This window comes from Buttiauxella sp. WJP83 (assembly GCF_027594725.1).
GTDB classification, from domain to species: Bacteria; Pseudomonadota; Gammaproteobacteria; order Enterobacterales; family Enterobacteriaceae; genus Buttiauxella; species Buttiauxella selenatireducens.
On sequence record NZ_CP110080.1, the window covers coordinates 2,124,654 to 2,146,745 of the forward strand.

The 22,092-nt window shown below is 49.4% G+C and carries 20 protein-coding genes and 1 other annotated feature; of the genes, 12 read left to right on the top strand and 8 right to left on the bottom strand.

What is annotated here, in order from left to right; genetic code table 11:
- The first annotated feature begins 61 nt into the window (after positions 1–61).
- From OH773_RS09855 to OH773_RS09880, 6 genes are all read left to right on the top strand, one after another.
- Complete coding sequence (locus OH773_RS09855) at positions 62–763, top strand: heavy metal response regulator transcription factor (protein WP_270145261.1); 702 nt, start codon at positions 62–64, stop codon at positions 761–763.
- Positions 747–2,138 carry a heavy metal sensor histidine kinase gene (locus OH773_RS09860; protein WP_270145263.1) on the top strand — a complete coding sequence of 464 codons (1,392 nt, stop codon included), beginning with the start codon at positions 747–749 and terminating at the stop codon, positions 2,136–2,138. The genes OH773_RS09855 and OH773_RS09860 overlap by 17 nt, the downstream gene beginning before the upstream one ends.
- Before the next feature lie 278 nt (positions 2,139–2,416).
- The gene (locus tag OH773_RS09865) at positions 2,417–2,944 is read left to right on the top strand and encodes an undecaprenyl-diphosphatase (RefSeq protein ID WP_270145266.1); all 528 of its coding nucleotides are present in this window, start codon (positions 2,417–2,419) and stop codon (positions 2,942–2,944) included.
- A gap of 2 nt (positions 2,945–2,946) precedes the next feature.
- Entirely contained in the window at positions 2,947–3,732 is a 786-nt protein-coding gene (locus OH773_RS09870) for a COG4705 family protein (RefSeq protein ID WP_270145268.1), read from the top strand.
- A 192-nt stretch (positions 3,733–3,924) separates the two neighbouring features.
- Positions 3,925–4,557 carry an outer membrane protein OmpW gene (gene ompW, locus OH773_RS09875; protein ID WP_270145271.1) on the top strand — a complete coding sequence of 211 codons (633 nt, stop codon included), beginning with the start codon at positions 3,925–3,927 and terminating at the stop codon, positions 4,555–4,557.
- Between the two features lie 136 nt (positions 4,558–4,693).
- Complete coding sequence (locus OH773_RS09880; RefSeq protein WP_270145273.1) at positions 4,694–4,873, top strand: hypothetical protein; 180 nt, start codon at positions 4,694–4,696, stop codon at positions 4,871–4,873.
- A gap of 571 nt (positions 4,874–5,444) precedes the next feature.
- Here the strand turns inward: OH773_RS09880 and trpA are convergent.
- Genes trpA through OH773_RS09905 form a run of 5 tightly spaced genes read right to left on the bottom strand, consistent with a single transcriptional unit; the run spans position 5,445 to position 11,977 of the window.
- Positions 5,445–6,254: a tryptophan synthase subunit alpha gene (gene trpA, locus OH773_RS09885; protein WP_270145275.1), complete on the bottom strand. Its 810-nt coding sequence runs from the start codon at positions 6,252–6,254 to the stop codon at positions 5,445–5,447.
- Positions 6,254–7,447, bottom strand: a complete 1,194-nt coding sequence (gene trpB, locus OH773_RS09890; protein WP_270145797.1) for a tryptophan synthase subunit beta — start codon at positions 7,445–7,447, stop codon at positions 6,254–6,256. Before trpB ends, trpA begins: the two co-directional genes overlap by 1 nt.
- 7 nt (positions 7,448–7,454) lie before the next feature.
- Positions 7,455–8,816: a bifunctional indole-3-glycerol-phosphate synthase TrpC/phosphoribosylanthranilate isomerase TrpF gene (gene trpCF, locus OH773_RS09895; protein ID WP_270145277.1), complete on the bottom strand. Its 1,362-nt coding sequence runs from the start codon at positions 8,814–8,816 to the stop codon at positions 7,455–7,457.
- 3 nt (positions 8,817–8,819) lie between these two features.
- Entirely contained in the window at positions 8,820–10,415 is a 1,596-nt protein-coding gene (trpD, locus tag OH773_RS09900) for a bifunctional anthranilate synthase glutamate amidotransferase component TrpG/anthranilate phosphoribosyltransferase TrpD (protein WP_270145279.1), read from the bottom strand.
- A complete protein-coding gene (locus tag OH773_RS09905) occupies positions 10,415–11,977 on the bottom strand; it encodes an anthranilate synthase component 1 (RefSeq protein WP_270145280.1) in 1,563 nt (520 codons plus the stop codon). Before OH773_RS09905 ends, trpD begins: the two co-directional genes overlap by 1 nt.
- A 22-nt stretch (positions 11,978–11,999) precedes the next feature.
- Positions 12,000–12,097 (bottom strand) — a sequence feature (Trp leader region).
- 138 nt (positions 12,098–12,235) lie between these two features.
- Between OH773_RS09905 and rnm the strand changes: the two genes are divergently transcribed.
- From rnm to rluB, 3 genes are all read left to right on the top strand, one after another.
- Positions 12,236–13,138 (top strand): RNase RNM, encoded by a 903-nt coding sequence (rnm, locus tag OH773_RS09910; RefSeq protein WP_442865680.1) that lies wholly within the window; start codon positions 12,236–12,238, stop codon positions 13,136–13,138.
- Positions 13,135–13,755, top strand: coding sequence for an L-threonylcarbamoyladenylate synthase (locus tag OH773_RS09915; protein ID WP_183269385.1), 621 nt, complete (start codon positions 13,135–13,137; stop codon positions 13,753–13,755). Before rnm ends, OH773_RS09915 begins: the two co-directional genes overlap by 4 nt.
- A 95-nt stretch (positions 13,756–13,850) precedes the next feature.
- The gene (gene rluB / locus OH773_RS09920; protein WP_183269384.1) at positions 13,851–14,729 is read left to right on the top strand and encodes a 23S rRNA pseudouridine(2605) synthase RluB; all 879 of its coding nucleotides are present in this window, start codon (positions 13,851–13,853) and stop codon (positions 14,727–14,729) included.
- 31 nt (positions 14,730–14,760) lie between these two features.
- Here the strand turns inward: rluB and cobO are convergent, their stop codons facing one another.
- Together cobO and OH773_RS09930 are read right to left on the bottom strand one after the other, a co-directional pair.
- Positions 14,761–15,351, bottom strand: coding sequence for a cob(I)yrinic acid a,c-diamide adenosyltransferase (gene cobO, locus OH773_RS09925; RefSeq protein ID WP_270145285.1), 591 nt, complete (start codon positions 15,349–15,351; stop codon positions 14,761–14,763).
- Positions 15,348–16,109 carry a YciK family oxidoreductase gene (locus OH773_RS09930; RefSeq protein WP_270145287.1) on the bottom strand — a complete coding sequence of 254 codons (762 nt, stop codon included), beginning with the start codon at positions 16,107–16,109 and terminating at the stop codon, positions 15,348–15,350. Before OH773_RS09930 ends, cobO begins: the two co-directional genes overlap by 4 nt.
- 271 nt (positions 16,110–16,380) lie before the next feature.
- Between OH773_RS09930 and sohB the strand changes: the two genes are divergently transcribed.
- Complete coding sequence (gene sohB / locus OH773_RS09935) at positions 16,381–17,430, top strand: protease SohB (RefSeq protein ID WP_270145288.1); 1,050 nt, start codon at positions 16,381–16,383, stop codon at positions 17,428–17,430.
- A 51-nt stretch (positions 17,431–17,481) separates the two neighbouring features.
- On the opposite strand, the gene OH773_RS09940 is transcribed toward sohB, so the two are convergent.
- Positions 17,482–17,733, bottom strand: a complete 252-nt coding sequence (locus OH773_RS09940) for a YciN family protein (RefSeq protein ID WP_183269380.1) — start codon at positions 17,731–17,733, stop codon at positions 17,482–17,484.
- 401 nt (positions 17,734–18,134) lie between these two features.
- Between OH773_RS09940 and topA the strand changes: the two genes are divergently transcribed.
- Entirely contained in the window at positions 18,135–20,732 is a 2,598-nt protein-coding gene (gene topA, locus OH773_RS09945) for a type I DNA topoisomerase (RefSeq protein WP_270145289.1), read from the top strand.
- A gap of 316 nt (positions 20,733–21,048) precedes the next feature.
- Complete coding sequence (gene cysB, locus OH773_RS09950; RefSeq protein WP_064546360.1) at positions 21,049–22,023, top strand: HTH-type transcriptional regulator CysB; 975 nt, start codon at positions 21,049–21,051, stop codon at positions 22,021–22,023.
- The last annotated feature ends 69 nt before the right edge of the window (positions 22,024–22,092 follow it).

The following is a 22,092-nucleotide window of genomic DNA, read 5'->3' on the forward strand; positions in this document are numbered from 1 at the left end:
CCCTCTATTTGTCGGAAAGCCCAAGGTAAAATGTAGTCGCGGCGCATTTATTGGAGGCTCAATGAGACTATTGCTGGTTGAAGATCAATCCATGGCGGCGGATTACATCGCTAAAGGAATGAAAGAAAACGATTTTGTGGTTGATGTTGCCAACAACGGTGTCGATGGCCTGCACTTTTTGCTTACCAACGACTATGACCTTGCGATTCTGGACGTGATGCTGCCGGGCATGAATGGCTGGAAAATTCTTGAGCTGGCACGCCAGGCGGGGAAGGCCACTCCAGTCATGTTCCTCACTGCGCGGGATGAGGTCGAAGATCGGGTTCGTGGTCTGGAATTAGGTGCAGAAGATTACTTGATCAAACCTTTTTCCTTCAGCGAATTGCTCGCAAGAGTACGCGTGATCATGCGCCGTCAGGCCGCTCATGCGCCAGTAGTGGAAGAATCAGTATTGCAAATCAGCACCTTGCAACTCGATTTTCTCAAACATCGGGTATCGCGTGCAGGTAAACGCATTGAGCTTACGCAAAAAGAATTTCTACTCTTAAGTCTGTTGATGCGTCGTAGCGGCGAGGTGCTCTCGCGAACAGTCCTTGCTGAACAGGTATGGGACATGAATTTTGACCCGGAAACCAACGTGATTGATGTCGCGATTCGCCGTTTGCGCAACAAAATTGATGATGGCTATGACATGAAGCTTCTACATACCATCAGAGGCGCAGGTTACGTGCTGGAAGAAAGAGATAATGCCGATACCGCGTAATTTCTCGATAACGTTAAGGCTGACGCTCTATTTTACCATCGCCATGACGCTGGTGCTGTATAGCGTATCCGGGCTTTTGTACTCCAGCATGCGCAATCAGATCAGCCAAAAAAATGAAAACGAACTGCGCAGCACCTTGCAGTTTCAACAAGAGATTGCCACCACCATCAGTGAGCGCCAGGGGCCAACCGATCTCTGGCAGCGAGAGTTGTTCGATTTTATCGCCCACCAGGACAGGCTATCGTTGCGCATCATCAGCCCCGACGGCAAGGTATGGGCGCAATCGAAGAATTTGCGGGTGCCTGAAGGGGATTTCCCGGCTCCATCACCTGAGTTCAAATACAGCCCATGGCACTATCGCTTCGGCGGCATCACAGAAGAATACCTGATTACCTCGACTCATTTTCTGCTGAAAGGCAACCAACCGTGGCGGGTTCAGGCAGCGCTAAATATTTCGCGCAACAATGAAATCATTGAAGATTACTGGGAACGAATGCAGATTGCGGTGGCGCTGGCGATTGTTCTCTTTTCGGCAATCGGCTACTGGCTGGCGCGGCGCGGGCTATATCCGCTGCGTAAAATGAGCCGCGAAATTGAGTATATTCACGCGGAGGATTTGCATACCCGTCTTGCCACTCAGCGCTGGCCATCTGAGCTAAATACACTTGCGTCTTCGTTCGACGGCATGATGACACGCCTTGAAGCGTCGTTTAAACAACTGAGCCGCTTCTCATCTGATATTGCCCATGAACTGCGCGGCCCGATCAACAACCTCATCTCAGCGGCCAGCGTGACGCAGAGCAAAGCACGCAGCCCGGAAGAGTATCGGGATGCTCTGGCGGCGATTGTGGAAGAAGGTGAAAGGTTGTCACGCATGATCTCATCCATGCTGTTTCTGGCAAGGGCCGATAACAGTCGTGAACCGCTACACATAAAACAACTGGATAGCACCCTGGAATTTGCTCGTTTAATTAATTATTACGACATCCTGGCTGAAGAAAAAAAGATCACTCTAACGAGCGAGGGGAGCGTGACATTCCGCGCCGACCCACTGCATTTACAACGGGCGCTTTCAAACTTGCTCTCCAACGCAATACGCCACACCCCATCGGGTGGTGAAGTGTGTCTGAAAGCCGTGCAGGAAAATGGCAATGTACTGTTATCGGTAATTGATAATGGTGAGGGGATCAGTACCGAACATTTGCCACATATTTTTGACCGTTTTTACAGGGTAGACGATGCACGCAGCAATGCCGGAAGCACCGGGCTGGGACTTGCATTAGCCAAGACCATTACCGAGCTGCATGGAGGAAAAATCCAGGTGGAAAGCACAGAAGGCAAGGGAAGTTGCTTCACTCTGGTATTACCGCAATAACATTCACCCACTGTCAATTCTGACAAAATTGTCATTCAGAGGTTGAGCTACCGTCATGGTTAAAAGCTGATAATACCGGGAAGACCAACAACAGGATTTCCCGGAGAAGCCAATGGCCCTGCATGGTGTTTATTATTTGTCACCACCGGTTATCTCCTGGGTTTTATTCCCCTGGGTTAAAACGCATATGGAATTAATAGTGCTGGCTTTTATCGTGCTCTCTTTTATTCCTGTGAGCAACCCGATAAAAATAAAGTCATCTCGGTGGAGTCAATAACATGTCACTTAATACGTCATTATTTCTTCTGATTAATGCATCACATATTCCTGGTGTCATCCCGCTTTACGTTGCACGAGCTATTGCAGAAATACCAATATGGTTTATTCCGTTAATTTTAGGTTTGCTTTGGGGAAAGAAAGAGAATCGGCAACTTGTGCTGAGCTGCCTATTATGCGCAGGACTCGCATTGCTGATTAACATCACTATTGGCCATATTTGGCCAATGCCACGCCCGTTTGTGGAGGGTATCGGTCTTACACTGGTTCCTCATGCTGCCAGTGCCTCATTCCCAAGCGATCATGCGGTGCTGACGTGGTCAGTTGGTTTCACGATGTTGATGACACCTCGTTATCGGAAAGTGGGCATCTTACTTTCTGTGGCTGGTGTCGCGGTAGCCTGGGCCCGAGTTTATATTGGCGTGCATTTCCCGGTTGATATGCTCGGTGCTTTGGTGGTGGCAGCAGTAAGCGCCTGGATCATTACTCGTCTGCAAATAATACAACGCCTGACTAATGTGAGAAATTAATAATGAATAGCCAACAAAATTATTCTGGGTGGTTAAATAAAGTCCCGGAAATCACCCTTGTATTCTGGTTCATTAAAATGATGTCGACCACCGTCGGTGAAACGGCGGCAGACTTCCTGAATATGGACCTTAACTTTGGCCTGACAAATACTTCGATTATTACCGGTATATTACTGGCGATTGCACTGTTCTTTCAAATGCGCGCACCACGTTATAAACCGGTTCTTTATTGGCTAACGGTCGTTTTTATTAGCGTCTTTGGCACGTTGATAACCGATAATCTAACCGACGCCTGGCAGGTTCCGCTTGCCGCATCATCACTCTTTTTTAGTGTGGTTTTAGTCGTGACGTTTGTGGTCTGGTATCGCCAGGAAGGCACGCTATCAATTCGCAGCATTGATAGTTTGAGCCGTGAATCTTTTTACTGGCTAGCTATCCTTGCGACATTTGCTCTGGGTACGGCGGTTGGAGACTGGTTGGCAGAAGGGCTTGGGCTTGGTTACAGCAGTGCCGCCATCTTCTTTGGCGCATGGATTGTGATAATCACTATTGCCTGCTTTACCTTCAGTGCCAATAAGGTGTTCTGCTTCTGGGCGGCCTACATTCTCACGCGGCCCTTCGGTGCAGCCTGCGGTGATTTGCTATCACAACCCGTCGACAATGGTGGATTAGGGCTTGGCGCGAATCTGACCAGCCTGATTTTTGGCGTAGCGATTGTGGTGATGGTCGGCGGTCTGGTGGTGAACGACTGGCGTAAAAGTGAAAGGATTGCAGGGCAAAGAGATTGATAACACGAGAGTTAAATAAAATTGATCGCGGCTATCTTATGTTCAGACTACCAGTTTAAGCAAAATGTGGAAAAATTAATCTAGATCATTAAATGTTAAATTAGCCAGTGAAGTGTGATCGAATCAAGATCACTTTGTACTCAATAATGAGTATATTCAGCCCGCTTATAAAACCATAACAAGGAGAGGGCTATGAAAAAACTGTCTGTGGCGTTACTCGCATTAACCTGTTTGTCAGGTGAAGCGCTGGCACATCAACAAGGTGAGTTCTTCATGCGTGCGGGTTCTGCTACCGTGCGCCCAACGGAAGGTTCTGACAATGTGCTTGGAATGGGTGGTTTTAGCGTCAGCAACAATACCCAACTGGGGCTGACATTTGATTACATGGTGACGGAAAACATAGGAATCGAACTGCTGGCTGCTACACCATTCCGCCATCGCGTCGGGTTAGGCCCAACAGGTGACATAGCCACTGTACATCAACTGCCGCCAACGCTGATGGCACAGTGGTACTTTGGCGATTCGAAAAGCAAAGTACGTCCATACATTGGTGCAGGCATCAACTACACCACCTTCTTTGATGCCGATTTTAACCAGACGGGCAAAGATGCCGGTTTAAGCGACCTTAGCGTCAAAGATTCGTGGGGTGCAGCGGGTCAGGTGGGGTTGGATTATATGGTCAATCAGAACTGGCTGCTGAATATGTCAGTCTGGTACATGGATATCGACACCGAAGTGAAATTTAAAGCGGGTGGCGAACAGCAGAATATCAAGACACGCATTGACCCGTGGGTGTTTATGTTCTCTGCGGGTTACCGCTTCTAAAGTACTTCAGCAAAACCCCTGCAAAACTGGTCATTATATGGCCAGTATTTTTGAATACATTTTGTTACCTATCTTTTCAATGACACATCGTTGGTGGTATTTTGATACTCTTCACGACGCTCGAGGAATATCAAAAATGACCAAAGAAGAAAAAGTCATGTTTTTAATGCGTTTAGCTGTCGAGACACATAACGCTTATAGATCTGCTCAAATAACCACAAGTCAAGCATTCACCGCTGCAACCAACCCAATGAAGCTAATTGGCGAATTCTATTCTCGCTATGAAGAATTTTTCGACGAAAAAATAAAGGAGTAGAAACCTATCTTCTGGCAATGCATTTCTTAATTAAATGCAATAACTTGATATGAGTTGTTTGGGCTGAACGTCACGAGCGGGCAGCTCACTTCATAAAACTTCTAAAATCTCAGAACTGATAATCCCAAAAAAGCTCTCGATGCAGGTCATAACGATCTACACGCTCGCCTGTATTTAGATGACGGAAAGTACGCGTCTATGTGCAGGTGGGCTTAAAATCTATCTTCGAACCAATGCGTAACCTGGGATAAAGGGTGAGAAATCATTTCTATATCGAAGATTAACGCACCCCATAGTAGTGAAATCAGTGCAAATGCAGCAGTGGTAATAACCTTAAACAACTTCAAACTCTCCAGCAGAAAAAACCAATAGTAGGGATAATGTCCAATAGACTATCGGAAAAACAGGAGTAATGCGTGCAAGTTTGATGGTCCGCACAAACATTTCATGCACACAAACATTTTTGTAAAACATGTACATTGAACTGTCGGTTTTTATGTTTTCTGAAGGTTATCGATTATGACTTTCTGGAAACAATAAAGGCCGGAATGGCTCCGGCCAATCAGTTTTCTTATTCCGTGTGAGTTGCTGCTTTCAGCGCCTGCACAAAGGCTTTCAGCTCGCTTAACATCACATCCGGTTTATCAAGGTTCTTCTCGATAATCTTCACGATGGCGGAACCTGAAATCGCCCCGGCAGCGCCCGCAGCAATTGCATCTTTAACTTGCGATGGTTCGGAAATCCCAAAGCCTTGCAGCGAAGGCGCCGCACCAAATTCAGTCAGCTTTTCTACCAGATGATGCAGCGGCAACTGGGCGCGAGTTTCCGCTCCCGTCACACCCGCACGAGACAGCAGATAAGTGTAACCACGGCCATGAGTTGCGATTTCACGCAGCAGCGCGTCATCCGCATTCGGTGGACAAATGAAGATTGGCGCGACGTTGTGGCGCATGGCGGCCTGACGGAATGGCGCAGACTCTTCAATAGGGACATCCGCAATCAGCACGGAATCAACGCCCACTTTTGCACACAACGCATAAAACTCATCAATGCCACGGTTAAACACCAGGTTTGCGTACATCAGCAAGCCAATCGGAATGGTCGGGTGTTTATGGCGAATTGCCGCCAGCATTTCAAAGCATTGTGTTGGCGTTACACCTGCGGCAAATGCGCGCAGTGCAGCGTTCTGAATGGTTGGGCCATCTGCCAATGGGTCGGAGAAAGGAATACCCAGCTCCAGTGCGTCAGCACCCGCTTCAATCAGTGTGTCGATTATCTTCAATGACTGTTCAGGTGTTGGGTCGCCAAGGGTGACGAAAGGAACAAAAGCACCTTCCTTGCGAGCTTTTAACTGTTCGAATGCGTGTTGATAACGTTCCATTAAATTTCCCCTCGTGCTTTAAGGATGTCGTGAACAGTGAAGATATCTTTGTCACCACGGCCAGAGAGATTCACCACCAACAGTTGTTCTTTTTCTGGGTTTTCTTTCATCATTTTTAGCGCATGAGCCAGTGCGTGAGAAGATTCCAGCGCAGGAATAATCCCTTCTTTGAGGCACAGCGTTTTGAAAGCTTCCAAAGCTTCGTCATCTGTAATCGAGACATAGTCCGCACGGCCAATGCTGTTCAGGTGCGCATGCTGTGGGCCAACAGAAGGGAAGTCCAGACCAGCCGAGATGGAATAGGACTCTTCAATTTGGCCTTCGTCCGTTTGCATCATTGGCGATTTCATACCGAAGTAAATCCCCACGCGACCATGTTTTAATGGTGCGCCATGCTCACCGCTTTCGATACCGTGACCAGCAGGTTCAACACCAATCAGACCCACGTTCGTTTCATTGATGAAATCAGCAAACATGCCAATAGCATTCGAACCTCCGCCCACGCAGGCGATTACTGCATCTGGCAGACGGCCTTCTTTTTCAAGGATCTGTGCTTTGGTTTCCTCGCCAATCATGCGCTGGAACTCACGCACGATAGTTGGGAATGGGTGCGGGCCTGCTGCAGTACCCAGCATATAGTGTGCGGTGTCGTAGCTACCAGACCAATCGCGGAGCGCTTCGTTGCATGCGTCTTTTAACGTGGCGGAACCGCTGTGTACTGGGATCACTTCCGCACCCATAAGACGCATACGGAACACGTTTGGTGACTGACGCTCAACGTCTTTTGCACCCATATAGATACGGCATTTTAAGCCGAGCAGGGCGCTGGCTAATGCCGACGCCACACCGTGCTGGCCCGCGCCAGTTTCAGCGATAATTTCAGTTTTACCCATTTTCTTCGCCAACAACGCCTGGCCAAGTACCTGGTTAGTTTTGTGCGCGCCGCCGTGTAGCAAATCTTCGCGTTTTAAATAGAGAGTCGTTTTCGTGCCAGCGGTCAGATTTCTGCACTTGGTCAGTGCCGTTGGGCGGCCCGCGTAGTTTTTCAGCAGGTCGTTAAATTCTGCCTGAAACTCTGCATCGCTTTGGGCTGCCACAAACGCTTCTTCCAACTGGCGCAGTGCAGGCATCAAAATTTGCGGTACATACATACCGCCAAACTCACCGAAATAGGGATTAAGTAATGTCATGATATTTTCCTTAGTAAGCCCGCAGCGTCTGGAAGACGGCAGCCAGCTTGTTAGCATCTTTTATACCCGGCGCGCTTTCGACACCTGAGTTGAAATCTAATCCTGCGCAGCCGGTTTTGGCAGCATCTACGCAGTTATCAGCACCTAAACCACCCGCCAGAATCACATTTTCCAGATTCTGTCCTGTGAGCAGTGACCAGTCAAAACGCTGGCCGCTACCGCCCTGGCCGTTATCGAACAGGTACTTGTCGACGTGGTTTAAATCACGAGCAGGCAAACTCTCTTTCACGCTCAATGCTTTCCAGATTTGTACATTTGCCGGAAGGGCCGCACGAAGATCGTCTATATACGCCTGGTTTTCTTCACCATGCAGTTGCACAGAGCTAAGAGAGAACAGCGCGGCTTTTTGTACGACCTCGTCAATCGCGGTGTCACGGAATACGCCAACATATTTCAGTGCGGCGGCTTCGATGACCGATGCGGCAGTTTCATCGCTGATAAAACGCGGTGAGGCAGGAACAAAAATCAGTCCGCCATAAATAGCACCCGCTTCAAATGCGGCGCGTGCATCTTGTGGGCGAGTCAGGCCGCAGACTTTGTTTTCACCGAGCGTCACACGCCGAACGGCAGCATTTAAATCATCTTCGCCCATTAAGGCAGAGCCTATCAGGAAGCCGTTGGCGAAATGGCTGAGTTCGCGGATTTGACCATAGTTGCTGATACCCGATTCGCTGATCACCGTGACGCCGTGCCCCAGACGAGGGGCTAGCTGGCGTGTACGATTCAGATCGATGGATAAATCGCGCAGGTCACGGTTGTTGATACCGACGACTTTTGCGTCAAGCGCAATGGCACGTTCCAGCTCTTCTTCATTACTGACTTCTGTCAACACGCCCATGTTCAGGCTATGTGCAACGGCTGCGAGCTGGCGGTACTGCTCGTCGTTAAGCACCGAGAGCATCAGCAGACAGGCATCGGCCTGATAAAAACGAGCCAGAAGAATTTGATACGCATCGATAATAAAGTCTTTGCATAACACCGGTTGCGTGACGATATCGCTAACAATCGGCAGAAAATCAAAACTTCCCTGGAAATACTTCTCGTCGGTTAACACGGAAATCGCGGAAGCATAGTGTTTGTACACCCCAGCAATGCGAGCCGGGTCAAAATCATCCCGAATCACGCCTTTTGACGGAGAAGCCTTTTTGCACTCCAGAATGAATGCCGTTCTTGCACCTTGCAGGGCGTGATAAAAGTTGCGTGTTGCCGGTACAATGTTGTTCTGGAAACTTGCCAGAGGTTGCTGTTGTTTACGTGCTTCAACCCATATCGCCTTATCGTCGACGATCTTCTTTAATACGGTTTCCTGCATGACTTACCCTCTTCCTGCCAGTGCTGTTACCCGGTCGTATGCCGCGCCGCTGCGCAGCACTTCCAGCACTCGTTGTGCATTCTCTTTAAGATCTTCTTGTCCATGCAGACGCATCAACATGGCGACGTTTGCCGCGACTGCAGACTCATGAGCGGTCTCACCTTTACCTTGTAACAGGCGGGTGAGAATGTCACGGTTTTCTTCCGGTGTGCCGCCTGCAAGCTGATCCTGATGATAGGCAGGTAGGCCAAAGTCTGCGGCTTCCAGTTGATAACTTTTGATTTCGCCGTCATGCAGTTCTGCAACTTGCGTCGTGGCATGCAGAGAAACCTCATCCATGCCTCCGCTGTGTACGACGGCTGCACGTTTGTAACCCAGCACGCGGAGAGTTTCTGCAATGGGCAGAACCAGTTCCGCGCTGTAAACGCCGATCAATGCCATTTGCGGATGCGCGGGGTTAATCAATGGTCCCAATACGTTAAACAGGGTACGCGTCTTTAACTGTTGGCGCACGGGCATCGCATGTCGGAAACCAGTGTGGTATTTCGGTGCAAACAGGAAGCAAACGCCCAATTCATCTAACGCTTTGCGCGACGTTTCAGCGCTCATTTCGAGGTTGATCCCAAATGCAGCTAATAAGTCGGATGAACCTGATTTACTGGAAACGCTGCGGTTACCGTGTTTGGCCACTTTCAATCCGACCGCGGCAGCAACAAATGCGCTGGCGGTAGAGATATTAATGCTGTTGCTACCGTCACCACCGGTACCGACGATGTCGGCAAACGGATACTCAGGGCTTGGGAATGGCGCTGCGGCTTCAAGCAACGCGGTAGCAGCACCTGCGATTTCGTTCGGATGCTCACCGCGCACTTTCATACTGACCAGGGCCGCCGCCAGCTGTTCTGGCTTCAGCTCGCCACGCACGATAGCGGCAAAAAGTTGGTGGCTTTCTTCACGGCTCAGGGTTTGTGCCTGGTAAAGTTTGTCGAGAATCGGTTGCAGCGTATTGGCCTGCTTTAACTTCAGCAGCGCCCAGTCGAGGGTTTGCTCAAGCAGACGAGCACCATGCGTGGTGAGGATGGATTCCGGGTGGAACTGGAATCCACATACACGGTCAGCATCGTGGCGTACGGCCATGACCATACCATCAAAGTGGGCGTTGATGGTCAAACCTGCCGGAATATTGCTGCCGACTAATGAATGGTAGCGCGCAACCGGGAGTGGGTTAGGTAAACCCGTAAACATCGCTTCGCCGTCATGAGAAATGATCGACGCTTTACCATGCAGGATTTCGCCTGCCTGGCCGACGTAGCCACCGTAGGCTTCAACAATCGCCTGGTGACCCAGGCAGATACCAATAATCGGTAATTTTCCTCGCAGTCGCGTTAACAGTTCGGGCATACAACCTGCTTCACTTGGCGCACCAGGGCCTGGGGAAAGCATCAGTACGGGATTGTCCATAGTAGCCAGACGTTCAATTAAGGTCTGCGCAGGAACGTGATTGCGATAAATAACGACATTATGACCGTTGGCGCGTAATTGATCGGCCAGGTTGTAGGTAAACGAGTCGATGTTATCGAGCAGCAGAATGTCAGCCATCAGAAAATCTCCTGTGCGTGATGCGCGGCGGCAATGGCGCGCAGTACAGCGCGGGCTTTGTTGCGGGTTTCATCAGCTTCAGACTGCGGTACAGAGTCCAGTACCACGCCAGCACCCGCCTGAACGGTGGCAATACCATTTTCAACGTAGGCGGAGCGGATGACGATGCAGGTATCCAAATCGCCATGAGCAGTGAAATAACCCACAGCACCACCGTAACTGCCGCGACGAACGGCTTCTGCTTTGGCAATCAATTGCATCGCACGGACTTTTGGCGCGCCGCTCAGGGTGCCCATATTCATGCAGGCGCGGTAGGCGTGCAGTACGTCGAGATCGTTACGCAATTCACCTACTACGCGAGAAACCAAGTGCATCACAAAGGAGTAGCGGTCGACTTTAGTCAGGTCAGCAACATAACGGCTGCCTGGGGTACAAATGCGCGCCAGGTCGTTACGTGCCAGGTCAACCAACATCAGGTGTTCGGACATCTCTTTATGGTCAGTACGCATTTCCAGTTCAATGCGGCTATCCAGATCGCGGTCCAGCGTTCCGTCAGCACGACGACCCCGTGGGCGAGTACCGGCAATGGGATAGATTTCAATCTGACGCGATGTCGCATCATACTTAAGTGAACTTTCAGGCGATGCGCCAAACAGTGTGAAGTCGTTATCCTGCATGAAGAACATGTACGGGCTTGGATTGCTCTTCTTCAGCGTCTGGTAAGCCGCAAGTGGAGAAGGGCACGGCAGTGAAAAACGGCGAGAAGGAACAACCTGGAAAATCTCACCGATGCGAATCGCTTTTTGCATTTTGCGCACCACGTCGCCAAATTCTTCATCGCTCTGGTTGCACTCGCAGGTCATGTGCTCAACTTTCTGCACGGGCAATGCAGCGGGCTCTTGCTGCATTTGCTTGCTCAGTTGTGCAGCACGCTGAATCAAGCGCTGTTTTTCTGATGCTGATGGAGTAAATAAGCTGGCCTGAATGCGGGTGCTCTTTTTCTGATGATCGATAACCAGCAGTGTTTCTGCCAGATAGAAACAGTAGTCAGGGCAATTGTTATCTTGCTTTAGGGCTGGCAGGTCTTCAAACCCTGCGACCAGGTCATAGGCAAATAAACCGCCGAAGAACATGGCTTCGCGCTCGTCTTCCGGCACAGTAACCAGTTCCTGCATCAGGCGGAATGCGTCAAATACTGACAGTGAACACAGACGCGCATCTTCATCGAGTAGCGAGCTAACCGTCGGGAAGCGCAGTACGCGGCCTTGAGGAGAGTGTTCGTTTTCAACACCGGCAGGCAATGCGGCATCTAACAGAGGGAGCAGTGAAGCGCCGTTCTCTGAAAGTGCGTGAATAGTGACGGTGTCACCTAATGCGGTAATACGTAGCGCGCTGTCGACTAACAGCAGGCTTTTCAAATCGTTTTTACTGTCGATATCGGCGGATTCGAGCAGCAAGGTTGCCGGGCGAGCGCCGCAAAGCTGGTGGAATACTGCCGTTGGGTTATCCCGATATGGCGCGTCATTAATCAGTAATTCGAGCGCTGGTTTTTGTGTTCGCATTTTTTGCTCTCATATTTTGTTCAAAAAAAAGCCCGCGGAGTTGGCGGGCCTAGTATCTGGGCTGAATTACAGCCATAGCGATTACACTGCCCGTTATCAGGAAGTACGCCACCAGTTGTGCATGCGGATTATCGCTTTCATTTTCAGATACCTTTATCGTGTGAACTTGCGTACTAGTTAACTAGTTCGATGAATCAAAGTCAATAGCGATTTTTAGTTATCAGTGAATATCGTTATCATGAGCGGCGTTTTTCTTTTATTAGCACATCCGGAGCCATTTTGAGCGAACCAACACTTGCGGTGATTTACGACTTACATAGCCATACCACTGCGTCAGATGGCCTGCTAACACCTGAGGCGCTGGTGCAACGTGCTGTGGATATGCGTGTTGGTATTCTGGCTATTACTGACCATGACACAGTAGCCGGAATTGCCGCGGCAAGGGAAGCGATATCACGCCTCCAGTTACCTTTGCGCTTAATCAGCGGCGTGGAGATCTCCACCCTTTGGGAAAACCATGAAATCCATATCGTTGGCTTAGGTGTTGATGAACATCATCCAGCGCTTACAGAGTTTCTGGCCCAGCAAAGTGAGCGACGTGTACAACGTGCGGCGTTAATTGCTGAACGGCTTGAAAAAGCGCATATCCCTGGGGCACTTGAGGGGGCGATGCGCCATGCCAACGGAGGGGAAGTGACTCGCGGGCATTTCGCGCGTTTCCTGGTGGAGTGCGGTAAAGCCAATAATATGGCTGACGTGTTTAAGAAGTATCTCGCAAAAGGGAAAACCGGTTACGTTCCGCCTCAGTGGTGTACAATAGAACAAGCTATTGATGTGATTCATCATTCTGGCGGGCAGGCGGTTCTGGCACATCCAGGCCGTTATGACCTGACGGCTAAATGGCTGAAAAGATTGCTGGCGCAGTTTGCCGAAAGTGGTGGCGATGCTATGGAAGTCGCACAGTGTCAGCAAGCCCCAAATGAGCGTACCCAACTTGCCAGCTATGCCCAGCAGTTTAATTTGCTGGCATCGCAGGGCTCTGATTTCCATATGCCGTGTGCGTGGATAGAGCTTGGGCGCAAGCTTTGGCTACCGGCAGGTGTAGAACCTGTCTGGCAGAATTGGGGTAGCAGCCACATCGCAAAAGAGAGGGCAGTATGAGTCAATTTTTCTATATTCATCCCGATAATCCCCAGCAGCGCCTGATTAACCAGGCGGTGGAGATTGTTCGTAAGGGCGGCGTGATTGTTTACCCAACCGATTCGGGTTATGCGCTGGGCTGTAAAATCGAAGATAAATCGGCAATGGAACGTATTTGTCGTATTCGTCAGTTACCCGATGGACACAATTTCACCTTAATGTGCCGGGATTTATCGGAGCTTTCGACCTACGCATTTGTGGATAACGTGGCGTTTCGCTTAATCAAAAATAACACGCCGGGTAATTACACATTTATTCTGAAAGGTACCAAAGAAGTCCCGCGGCGTTTGTTGCAGGAAAAACGTAAGACCATTGGTTTGCGCGTACCTTCCAATCCTATAGCGTTAGCGCTTCTGGAAGTGTTGAACGAGCCTATGTTATCGACTTCGCTGATGTTACCTGGCAGCGAGTTTACGGAGTCAGATCCGGAAGAAATTAAAGATCGTCTTGAGAAGGTTGTCGATTTGGTTATCCACGGTGGATATCTTGGCCAGCAACCCACGACTGTAGTTGATTTAACCGATGATGCACCAGTGGTTATCCGCGAAGGAGTGGGTGACGCTAAACCTTTCTTATAAGTGCGTCTACGGCTATACTGTCCGGCCTAAAATGGGGCTGATGTGCCCCATTATCCCAATTCGACGCCTGTGAAGGCGACACCCGAGGAAGCTCAATGAGCGATAAGAGCGAAAAGTTACAAAAAGTCCTGGCTCGCGCCGGCCACGGTTCACGCCGTGAAATTGAAACCATTATCTCCGCAGGCCGCGTTAGTGTGGATGGCAAAGTTGCTACACTGGGCGACCGTGTTGAAGTGACTCAGGCCCTGAAAATTCGTATTGATGGTCACCTGATCTCTATTAAAGAATCCGCAGAACAGATTTGCCGTGTACTGGCTTACTACAAGCCGGAAGGCGAATTGTGTACACGTAATGACCCGGAAGGGCGTCCAACGGTATTTGACCGTTTACCCAAACTGCGCGGTGCGCGCTGGATTGCCGTCGGTCGTCTGGATGTCAATACCTGCGGACTGCTGTTATTCACAACTGACGGTGAGCTGGCAAACCGCCTGATGCACCCAAGCCGTGAAGTTGAACGTGAATATGCTGTACGTGTATTCGGTCAGGTTGACGAGGATAAAGTGAAACAACTGGCGCGTGGCGTTCAGCTTGAAGATGGCCCAGCAGCGTTCAAAACCATTAAGTTTACCGGTGGTGAAGGCATTAACCAATGGTACAACGTGACTCTGACTGAAGGCCGCAACCGTGAAGTTCGCCGTCTTTGGGAAGCAGTCGGTGTACAGGTTAGCCGTTTGATCCGTGTGCGTTACGGTGACATTCAGTTGCCAAAAGGCCTGCCGCGTGGTGGTTACACTGAACTTGACCTGGCTCCAACTAACTACCTGCGTAAATTGGTAGAGTTGCCAGAAGAGACAGAAAGTAAAGTTGCGGTTGAAAAAGACCGTCGTCGCATGAAAGCGAATCAAATTCGTCGTGCGGTAAAACGCCACACTCAAGTCACGGGTGGTGGCCGCCGCGGTGGACGCAGCAGCTAAAAAATCAAACCCCTCAGCTGAGGGGTTTTTTTTAATAATCGATTCCGATTTGCGCTTTGACACCTGCATCAAATGCGTGCTTAACCGGTCGTAATTCACTGACCGTATCAGCGACTTCAAGAATATCCCGATGACATCCGCGGCCAGTCAGAATCACTGTTTGGTTCACAGGGCGTTGTGTCAGTGCGGCTAGCACCTCTTCAAGCGGTAAGTAATCGTAAGCCACCATGTAAGTGATTTCGTCGAGGATAACCATATCAAGGGAGCTATCCACAAGCATACGTTTTGCATGCTGCCACACTTCCATGCAGGCGGCGGTATCGGTGTCGCGGTTTTGCGTGTCCCAGGTAAAACCTGTCGCCATTACCTGAAACTCGACACCCATGGGTTCGAGTAAATTACGTTCCCCATTTGGCCATTGGCCTTTGATGAACTGAATGACGCCGACTTTTTTACCGTGTCCTACCGCGCGAGAAGCCGTGCCAAACGCAGCGGTGGTTTTACCTTTCCCGTTTCCGGTAAAGACAATCAAAATGCCGCGTTCTTCTTGTGCTGCCGCCACACGTGCGTCTACTTTTTCTTTTTGTCGCTGTTGGCGTTGTTGATAACGATCTTCACTCATTCGGAAATTCCTGGTTTACGGTTGGGTTGTGCATCAAAGCTCATGCCTGTTTTACGGCGACTATCATCACCCATCAGCCATAAATAAAGCGGCATCAAATCTCGTGGCGTTTTCAGTTTTTCGGGATCTTCGGTGGGAAAGGCACTGGCGCGCATTGCGGTACGTGTCCCGCCTGGATTAATGCAATTTACGCGCAGATTCTGTTGTTTATATTCCTCGGCCAGCACCTGCATCATTCCTTCAGTGGCGAATTTCGACGCAGCGTATGCTCCCCAACCCGCTCGTCCCTGACGGCCGACACTGGAACTGGTAAACACCAGCGACCCTGAATCTGATTTCAGTAATAAAGGAAGCAGGGCCTGAGTCAGGAAAAAGGTGACATTAACATTAACTTGCATGACGTTTTGCCACGTTTGCGGATCTTGCTCATCCATTGGCCGAACATCGCCGAGGATCCCGGCATTGTGTAGAACGCCATCCAGACGAGGGATTAGCCCTGACAGTTTTTGTGCCAGATGCTGACAATTTTCAGGTGTAGCGGTAGCAAAATCCAGCATGAACCAATGCGGCTGGCCCCCGTAGCGGGTGGTGATCTCCTGGGCTGTGATACGTAATTTTTCCTCATTACGACCTAACAGCACGAGGCTTGCCCCGTAACGTGCATAGGTTAAGGCGGCTTCTCGCCCGATGCCATCACTGGCACCTGTCACTAAAATGATGCGATTTTGCAGTAAGTCGGTTTTCGGTTGATAGTGCACTTTCAACTCCTCGCGCGATGCAAAGCTCGCGTCTTAATTCTCAGAAATGCCTGGGTTTACTTAGCCTTTAGGCTTTATGCCTGAAAGGGCTGGTTATTTCAATCAGGCAACAGGAGACAATACCTTTGATTAACATTTTGCAAAAGTTTCATTTTGCTAAAGCCGTTCAGGAATGCGCCTCGCAGCATTTATAGTTGGTTGCAGACGTGGAATCAGCGCTCGGTTACACTGGGCGCCAGGTATTTAATGCTCTGAATGGAAGGCGGAAAGCGTGGATCTAATTGCAAACTATGGGCTGTTTTTGGCAAAAATTGTCACTGTCGTTGCGGCTATTGGCATTCTTGTCACGATTATCGTGAATGTGGCTGGGCGTAAAAAACATCAGCGTGGGGAATTACGGCTCACCAATTTAAGTGAACAGTACCAGGAAATGCAGGAAGAAATGCAGGTGGCAAGGCTCGACAGCCATCAGCAAAAAATATGGCATAAAGCTGAGAAGAAAAAACATAAACTCGAAGCAAAACAGGCTAAAGCACGTGCTAAACGGGGTGAAAAGGTTATTTCCGATAAACCAACGCTTTATGTGTTGGATTTTAAAGGGAGTATGGATGCCCACGAAGTCACTTCTTTGCGTGAAGAGATAACAGCTGTGTTAGCGGTCATCAAGCCTGAGGATGAGGTTCTGTTGAGGCTGGAAAGCCCAGGTGGCGTCGTGCATGGATATGGACTTGCGGCTTCGCAATTACAGCGTCTGCGTGACAACAAAGTGCGTCTGACGGTCGCTGTGGACAAAGTCGCGGCCAGCGGGGGTTACATGATGGCGTGTGTGGCAGACAAAATTGTCGCCGCACCGTTTTCTATTATTGGCTCAATTGGCGTCGTCGCACAGGTGCCAAACTTTCACCGCCTGCTAAAACGTAATGATATCGATGTTGAGCTGCATACCGCAGGGCAGTACAAACGCACCTTGACACTGTTTGGTGAAAACACCGAGCAGGGGCGTGAGAAATTCCGTGAAGACCTGAATGAAACTCACCTGTTATTTAAGCAGTTCGTGCATGATATGCGCCCTTCGCTGGACATTGATTCCGTGGCGACAGGGGAGCACTGGTACGGTACGCAAGCGCTGGATAAAGGCCTGATTGATGAGGTAAGCACCAGCGATGATTTACTGATCAATCTGATGAAGAATCATGAAGTCATCAATGTGCACTACACGCGCCGTAAAAAAATGATGGATCGTTTTACGGGTAGTGCGGCAAATAGCATTGATAGTCTGTTACTGCGCTGGTGGCAACGCGGTGAAAAACCGTTGCTCTAAGCAAATTAATACCGAAAATGAAAACGAGGCCAAATGGCCTCGTTTTTGACTTTAATCTTGCAGGTGATATTTATCAGCAAACACATGCGCAAGATGCTTAAACATATTAAAAATCGCGGTGCTTTTCCCGGTAGGTAAGCCTTGCTCATCAAGGAAGTATTCACCTTTGAACACCAGCACCCCGTTTTTTTGCTCTACATCCGTTGCTTCCATTCCGTGCATGAAATCTTCATGTTCGCGGATGACTTTGTTGGCTTCAACGAGTAGCGATTGTTTATCGATAGGTTGAGTGGTCGGTTTCATGATTTCCTCCTTTAAAAACTGGCAGTAGTGTACTTCCGCTATACTGCAAAGGGCAATATTTCCCTGTAAACCTCGGGTGATTTAATCAGTTTACTGTTCTGGCAGGAATCGAAGTTGCATGCTAATAAAGTTGCTTAACTCATTTTATCAGGTAGAGTGTGACGCTTTCGCAAATCTGGCAACGGAATTGCTTGACATTCAACCAAACATACGTCGTGCTATGTCACCGTTGTGAAAGGCTCGCTATCTCAATCACCTGCGCATGTTGGTGCAATCTGGCTGGTGATAAAAAAGAGTTGATATCCAATGACGCTGTCGCAATATAGAAAAGCGAGTCGCCAGTGGAAGGTGTAACTAACGTGCGACGTTTTCTGGAAGAATTACATTAGGTAAAGGTGAATATGGGTAAAGCTCTCGTCATCGTTGAGTCCCCGGCAAAAGCCAAAACGATCAACAAATATCTCGGCAATGACTACGTGGTTAAATCCAGCGTCGGTCATATCCGCGATTTGCCGACCAGTGGATCAACCACCAAGAAGAGCGCTGACTCCGCCTCGACCAAAGGGACCAAAAAGGTCAAAAAGGATGAACGCGGCGCGCTCGTAAATCGTATGGGTGTCGATCCATGGCACAACTGGGAAGCACAATACGAAGTGCTGCCTGGTAAAGAAAAAGTGGTTTCAGAACTGAAATCGCTGGCTGAAAAAGCAGACCATATCTATCTCGCAACCGACCTTGACCGCGAAGGGGAAGCCATTGCATGGCACCTGCGGGAAGTTATCGGTGGTGATGACACACGCTATAGCCGCGTTGTGTTTAACGAAATTACGAAAAATGCCATTCAACAGGCATTTGAAAAGCCGGGCGAATTGAACATCGACCGTGTGAACGCACAGCAAGCTCGTCGTTTTATGGACCGCGTTGTGGGTTACATGGTGTCGCCACTGCTGTGGAAGAAAATTGCCCGTGGTTTATCTGCCGGTCGCGTTCAGTCTGTTGCTGTGCGTCTGGTTGTTGACCGCGAACGCGAAATTAAAGCGTTCGTACCCGAAGAATATTGGGAAGTTGATGCGAATCTGACGACGCCGAAAGGTGACAGTCTGCCGGTTCAGGTCAGCCACCATAAAGATAAACCGTTCCGTCCGGTTAACCGCGAGCAGACTATGTCTGCGGTTAGCGAACTGGAGAAAGCACGTTATTCCGTGCTTGAGCGTGAAGATAAACCAACCAGTAGTAAACCTGGTGCGCCGTTTATTACCTCCACGTTGCAGCAGGCTGCAAGTACCCGTCTTGGTTTTGGCGTGAAGAAAACCATGATGATGGCCCAGCGTCTGTATGAAGCGGGTCATATTACTTACATGCGTACCGACTCAACCAACTTGAGCCAGGATGCAGTGAGCATGGTGCGCGGTTATATCGAAGATAATTTCGGCAAGAAATATCTTCCAGCAGAGGCTCTCCAGTACTCCAGCAAAGAAAACTCTCAAGAAGCGCACGAAGCGATTCGTCCTTCAGATGTGAGCGTTGTTGCTGAGTCGCTGAAAGATATGGAAGCCGACGCGCAGAAACTTTACCAGTTGATCTGGCGTCAGTTTGTCGCGTGTCAAATGACACCGGCACAATACGACTCCACTACCTTAACGGTACAGGCGGGTGATTTCCGTCTTAAAACGCGTGGTCGTACGTTGCGTTTTGATGGCTGGACGAAGGTCATGCCTGCGCTGCGCAAGGGTGACGAAGACCGTACATTGCCAGCTGTTGAGCAGGGTGATGAACTGGCGCTTGTTGAGGTCATACCGGGACAACACTTTACTAAACCACCGGCACGTTTTAGCGAAGCCTCGTTGGTCAAAGAGTTAGAAAAACGTGGAATTGGACGTCCGTCTACTTACGCATCAATCATTTCCACTATCCAGGATCGTGGTTATGTGCGTGTAGAAAACCGCCGTTTCTACGCTGAAAAAATGGGTGAAATTGTTACCGATCGTCTGGAAGAAAACTTCCGCGAATTGATGAATTACGATTTTACCGCGCAAATGGAAAGCAGCCTCGACCAGGTGGCCAATAATCAGGCAGAGTGGAAAGGGGTTCTGGATAACTTCTTCAGTGATTTCAGTGAGCAGCTTGGAAAAGCTGAGCTGGATCCAGAAGAAGGCGGTATGCGTCCAAACCAAATGGTTCTGACCAGCATCGATTGTCCAACGTGTAGCCGTCAAATGGGTATCCGTACCGCCAGTACCGGCGTGTTTCTGGGTTGCTCCGGTTATGCATTGCCAGTTAAAGAGCGCTGCAAAACCACCATTAACCTGGTGCCGGAAAACGAAGTCCTCAACGTACTTGAAGGGGATGATGCGGAAACCAACGCTCTTCGCGCGAAACGTCGCTGTACTAAATGCGGTACCGCGATGGATAGCTACCTGATTGATCCAAAACGTAAACTTCACGTCTGTGGTAATAACCCAACGTGTGATGGTTACGAGATCGAAGAGGGTGAGTTCCGCATCAAAGGTTATGACGGCCCAATCGTTGAGTGTGAGAAATGTGGTTCTGAAATGCACCTGAAAATGGGGCGTTTTGGTAAGTACATGGCGTGTACGAACGACGATTGTAAAAATACCCGTAAGATCCTGCGTAATGGCGATGTGGCTCCACCGAAGGAAGATCCTGTTCCATTACCAGAACTGCCTTGCGAGAAGTCAGACGCTTACTTTGTGTTGCGCGATGGTGCGGCGGGTGTTTTCCTTGCGGCAAACACATTCCCTAAATCTCGTGAAACACGTGCGCCACTGGTTGAAGAACTGTACCGCTTCCGCGATCGTTTGCCAGAAAAACTGCGTTATCTGGCTGATGCCCCACAGCAAGATGCTGAAGGTAACAAAGCGGTCGTGCGCTTTAGCCGTAAAACTAAGCAGCAGTATGTCTCTTCCGAAAAAGAGGGCAAAGCGACGGGTTGGTCAGCGTTCTTTGTGGATGGTAAGTGGGTTGAAGGGAAGAAATAAATCTCTTTAACATTGAAAGCCGGAACCTGTGTTCCGGCTTTTTTATATCTGCGTATATAACCTGATTATTATTTTTTCTTTCAAACTATACAAATAGGGTATAACTGATATAGTGGCTATACCCGTCATACTTCAAGCTGCATGTGCGTTGGCTACGTTCACTCACCCCAGTCACTTACTTGAGTAAGCTCCCGGGGATTCAATCTCTTGCCGCCTTCCTGCAACTCGAATTATTTTGGGTATGAAGTGAATTTTACCTTGTCTGAATCCCCGCCGTTGTGCGTGTCGGGGCTGTTTTTACTGCGGATGGAACGCCATGAAACTACAGCAACTTCGTTATATCGTAGAGGTGGTCAATCACAACCTCAACGTCTCGTCGACGGCAGAAGGGCTTTATACTTCGCAACCGGGGATCAGTAAACAAGTTCGGATGTTGGAAGATGAACTGGGCATTCAGATCTTTGCGCGCAGTGGCAAACACTTGACGCAAGTGACGCCTGCCGGGCAAGAGATTATCCGGATTGCCCGCGAAGTGTTGTCTAAAGTCGATGCGATTAAGTCGGTCGCCGGTGAACACACCTGGCCTGACAAAGGTTCATTGTACGTCGCCACGACACATACCCAGGCGCGCTACGCGTTGCCTAATGTGATTAAAGGGTTTATCGAACGCTATCCTCGTGTATCGCTGCATATGCATCAGGGCTCGCCGACGCAAATTGCGGAAGCAGTATCTAAGGGCAATGCTGATTTTGCGATAGCGACCGAAGCGTTACATCTTTACGATGATTTGGTGATGTTACCTTGCTATCACTGGAACCGTTCGATTGTCGTGACGCCAGACCATCCGTTAGCGTCGAAAGAGTCCGTCTCAATTGAAGAGTTGGCGCAATATCCGCTAGTCACATATACCTTCGGCTTTACCGGGCGTTCCGAATTAGACACCGCGTTTAATCGCGCTGGATTAACGCCGCGTATCGTCTTTACCGCAACTGACGCCGATGTGATCAAAACCTATGTGCGTCTGGGATTGGGCGTGGGCGTGATTGCCAGTATGGCCGTCGATCCTGTTTCTGACCCGGATTTGGTCCGTATCGAAGCGCAGGGCGTATTTAGCCACAGCACCACCAAAATTGGTTTCCGCCGTAGCACATTCTTGCGCAGTTATATGTATGATTTTATCCAGCGCTTCGCACCGCATCTGACTCGTGATGTTGTGGATACCGCAGTCGCATTGCGATCTAACGAAGATATTGAGGCCATGTTTAAAGATATTAAGTTGCCTGCAAAATAATATCGTCAGGTATCTTTCCCCTGGGGAAAGATACCTCTTCTCATTTGCAATTAAGAATATGTTTCAATC

Coding starts and splice junctions, on each gene's coding strand:
- OH773_RS09855 (WP_270145261.1), top strand. CDS start 62: ATGAGACTATTGCTGGTTGAAGATCAATCCATGGCGGCGGATTACATC.
- OH773_RS09860 (WP_270145263.1), top strand. CDS start 747: ATGCCGATACCGCGTAATTTCTCGATAACGTTAAGGCTGACGCTCTAT.
- OH773_RS09865 (WP_270145266.1), top strand. CDS start 2,417: ATGTCACTTAATACGTCATTATTTCTTCTGATTAATGCATCACATATT.
- OH773_RS09870 (WP_270145268.1), top strand. CDS start 2,947: ATGAATAGCCAACAAAATTATTCTGGGTGGTTAAATAAAGTCCCGGAA.
- ompW (WP_270145271.1), top strand. CDS start 3,925: ATGAAAAAACTGTCTGTGGCGTTACTCGCATTAACCTGTTTGTCAGGT.
- OH773_RS09880 (WP_270145273.1), top strand. CDS start 4,694: ATGACCAAAGAAGAAAAAGTCATGTTTTTAATGCGTTTAGCTGTCGAG.
- trpA (WP_270145275.1), bottom strand. CDS start 6,254: ATGGAACGTTATCAACACGCATTCGAACAGTTAAAAGCTCGCAAGGAA.
- trpCF (WP_270145277.1), bottom strand. CDS start 8,816: ATGCAGGAAACCGTATTAAAGAAGATCGTCGACGATAAGGCGATATGG.
- trpD (WP_270145279.1), bottom strand. CDS start 10,415: ATGGCTGACATTCTGCTGCTCGATAACATCGACTCGTTTACCTACAAC.
- OH773_RS09905 (WP_270145280.1), bottom strand. CDS start 11,977: ATGCGAACACAAAAACCAGCGCTCGAATTACTGATTAATGACGCGCCA.
- OH773_RS09915 (WP_183269385.1), top strand. CDS start 13,135: ATGAGTCAATTTTTCTATATTCATCCCGATAATCCCCAGCAGCGCCTG.
- rluB (WP_183269384.1), top strand. CDS start 13,851: ATGAGCGATAAGAGCGAAAAGTTACAAAAAGTCCTGGCTCGCGCCGGC.
- cobO (WP_270145285.1), bottom strand. CDS start 15,351: ATGAGTGAAGATCGTTATCAACAACGCCAACAGCGACAAAAAGAAAAA.
- OH773_RS09940 (WP_183269380.1), bottom strand. CDS start 17,733: ATGAAACCGACCACTCAACCTATCGATAAACAATCGCTACTCGTTGAA.
- topA (WP_270145289.1), top strand. CDS start 18,135: ATGGGTAAAGCTCTCGTCATCGTTGAGTCCCCGGCAAAAGCCAAAACG.
- cysB (WP_064546360.1), top strand. CDS start 21,049: ATGAAACTACAGCAACTTCGTTATATCGTAGAGGTGGTCAATCACAAC.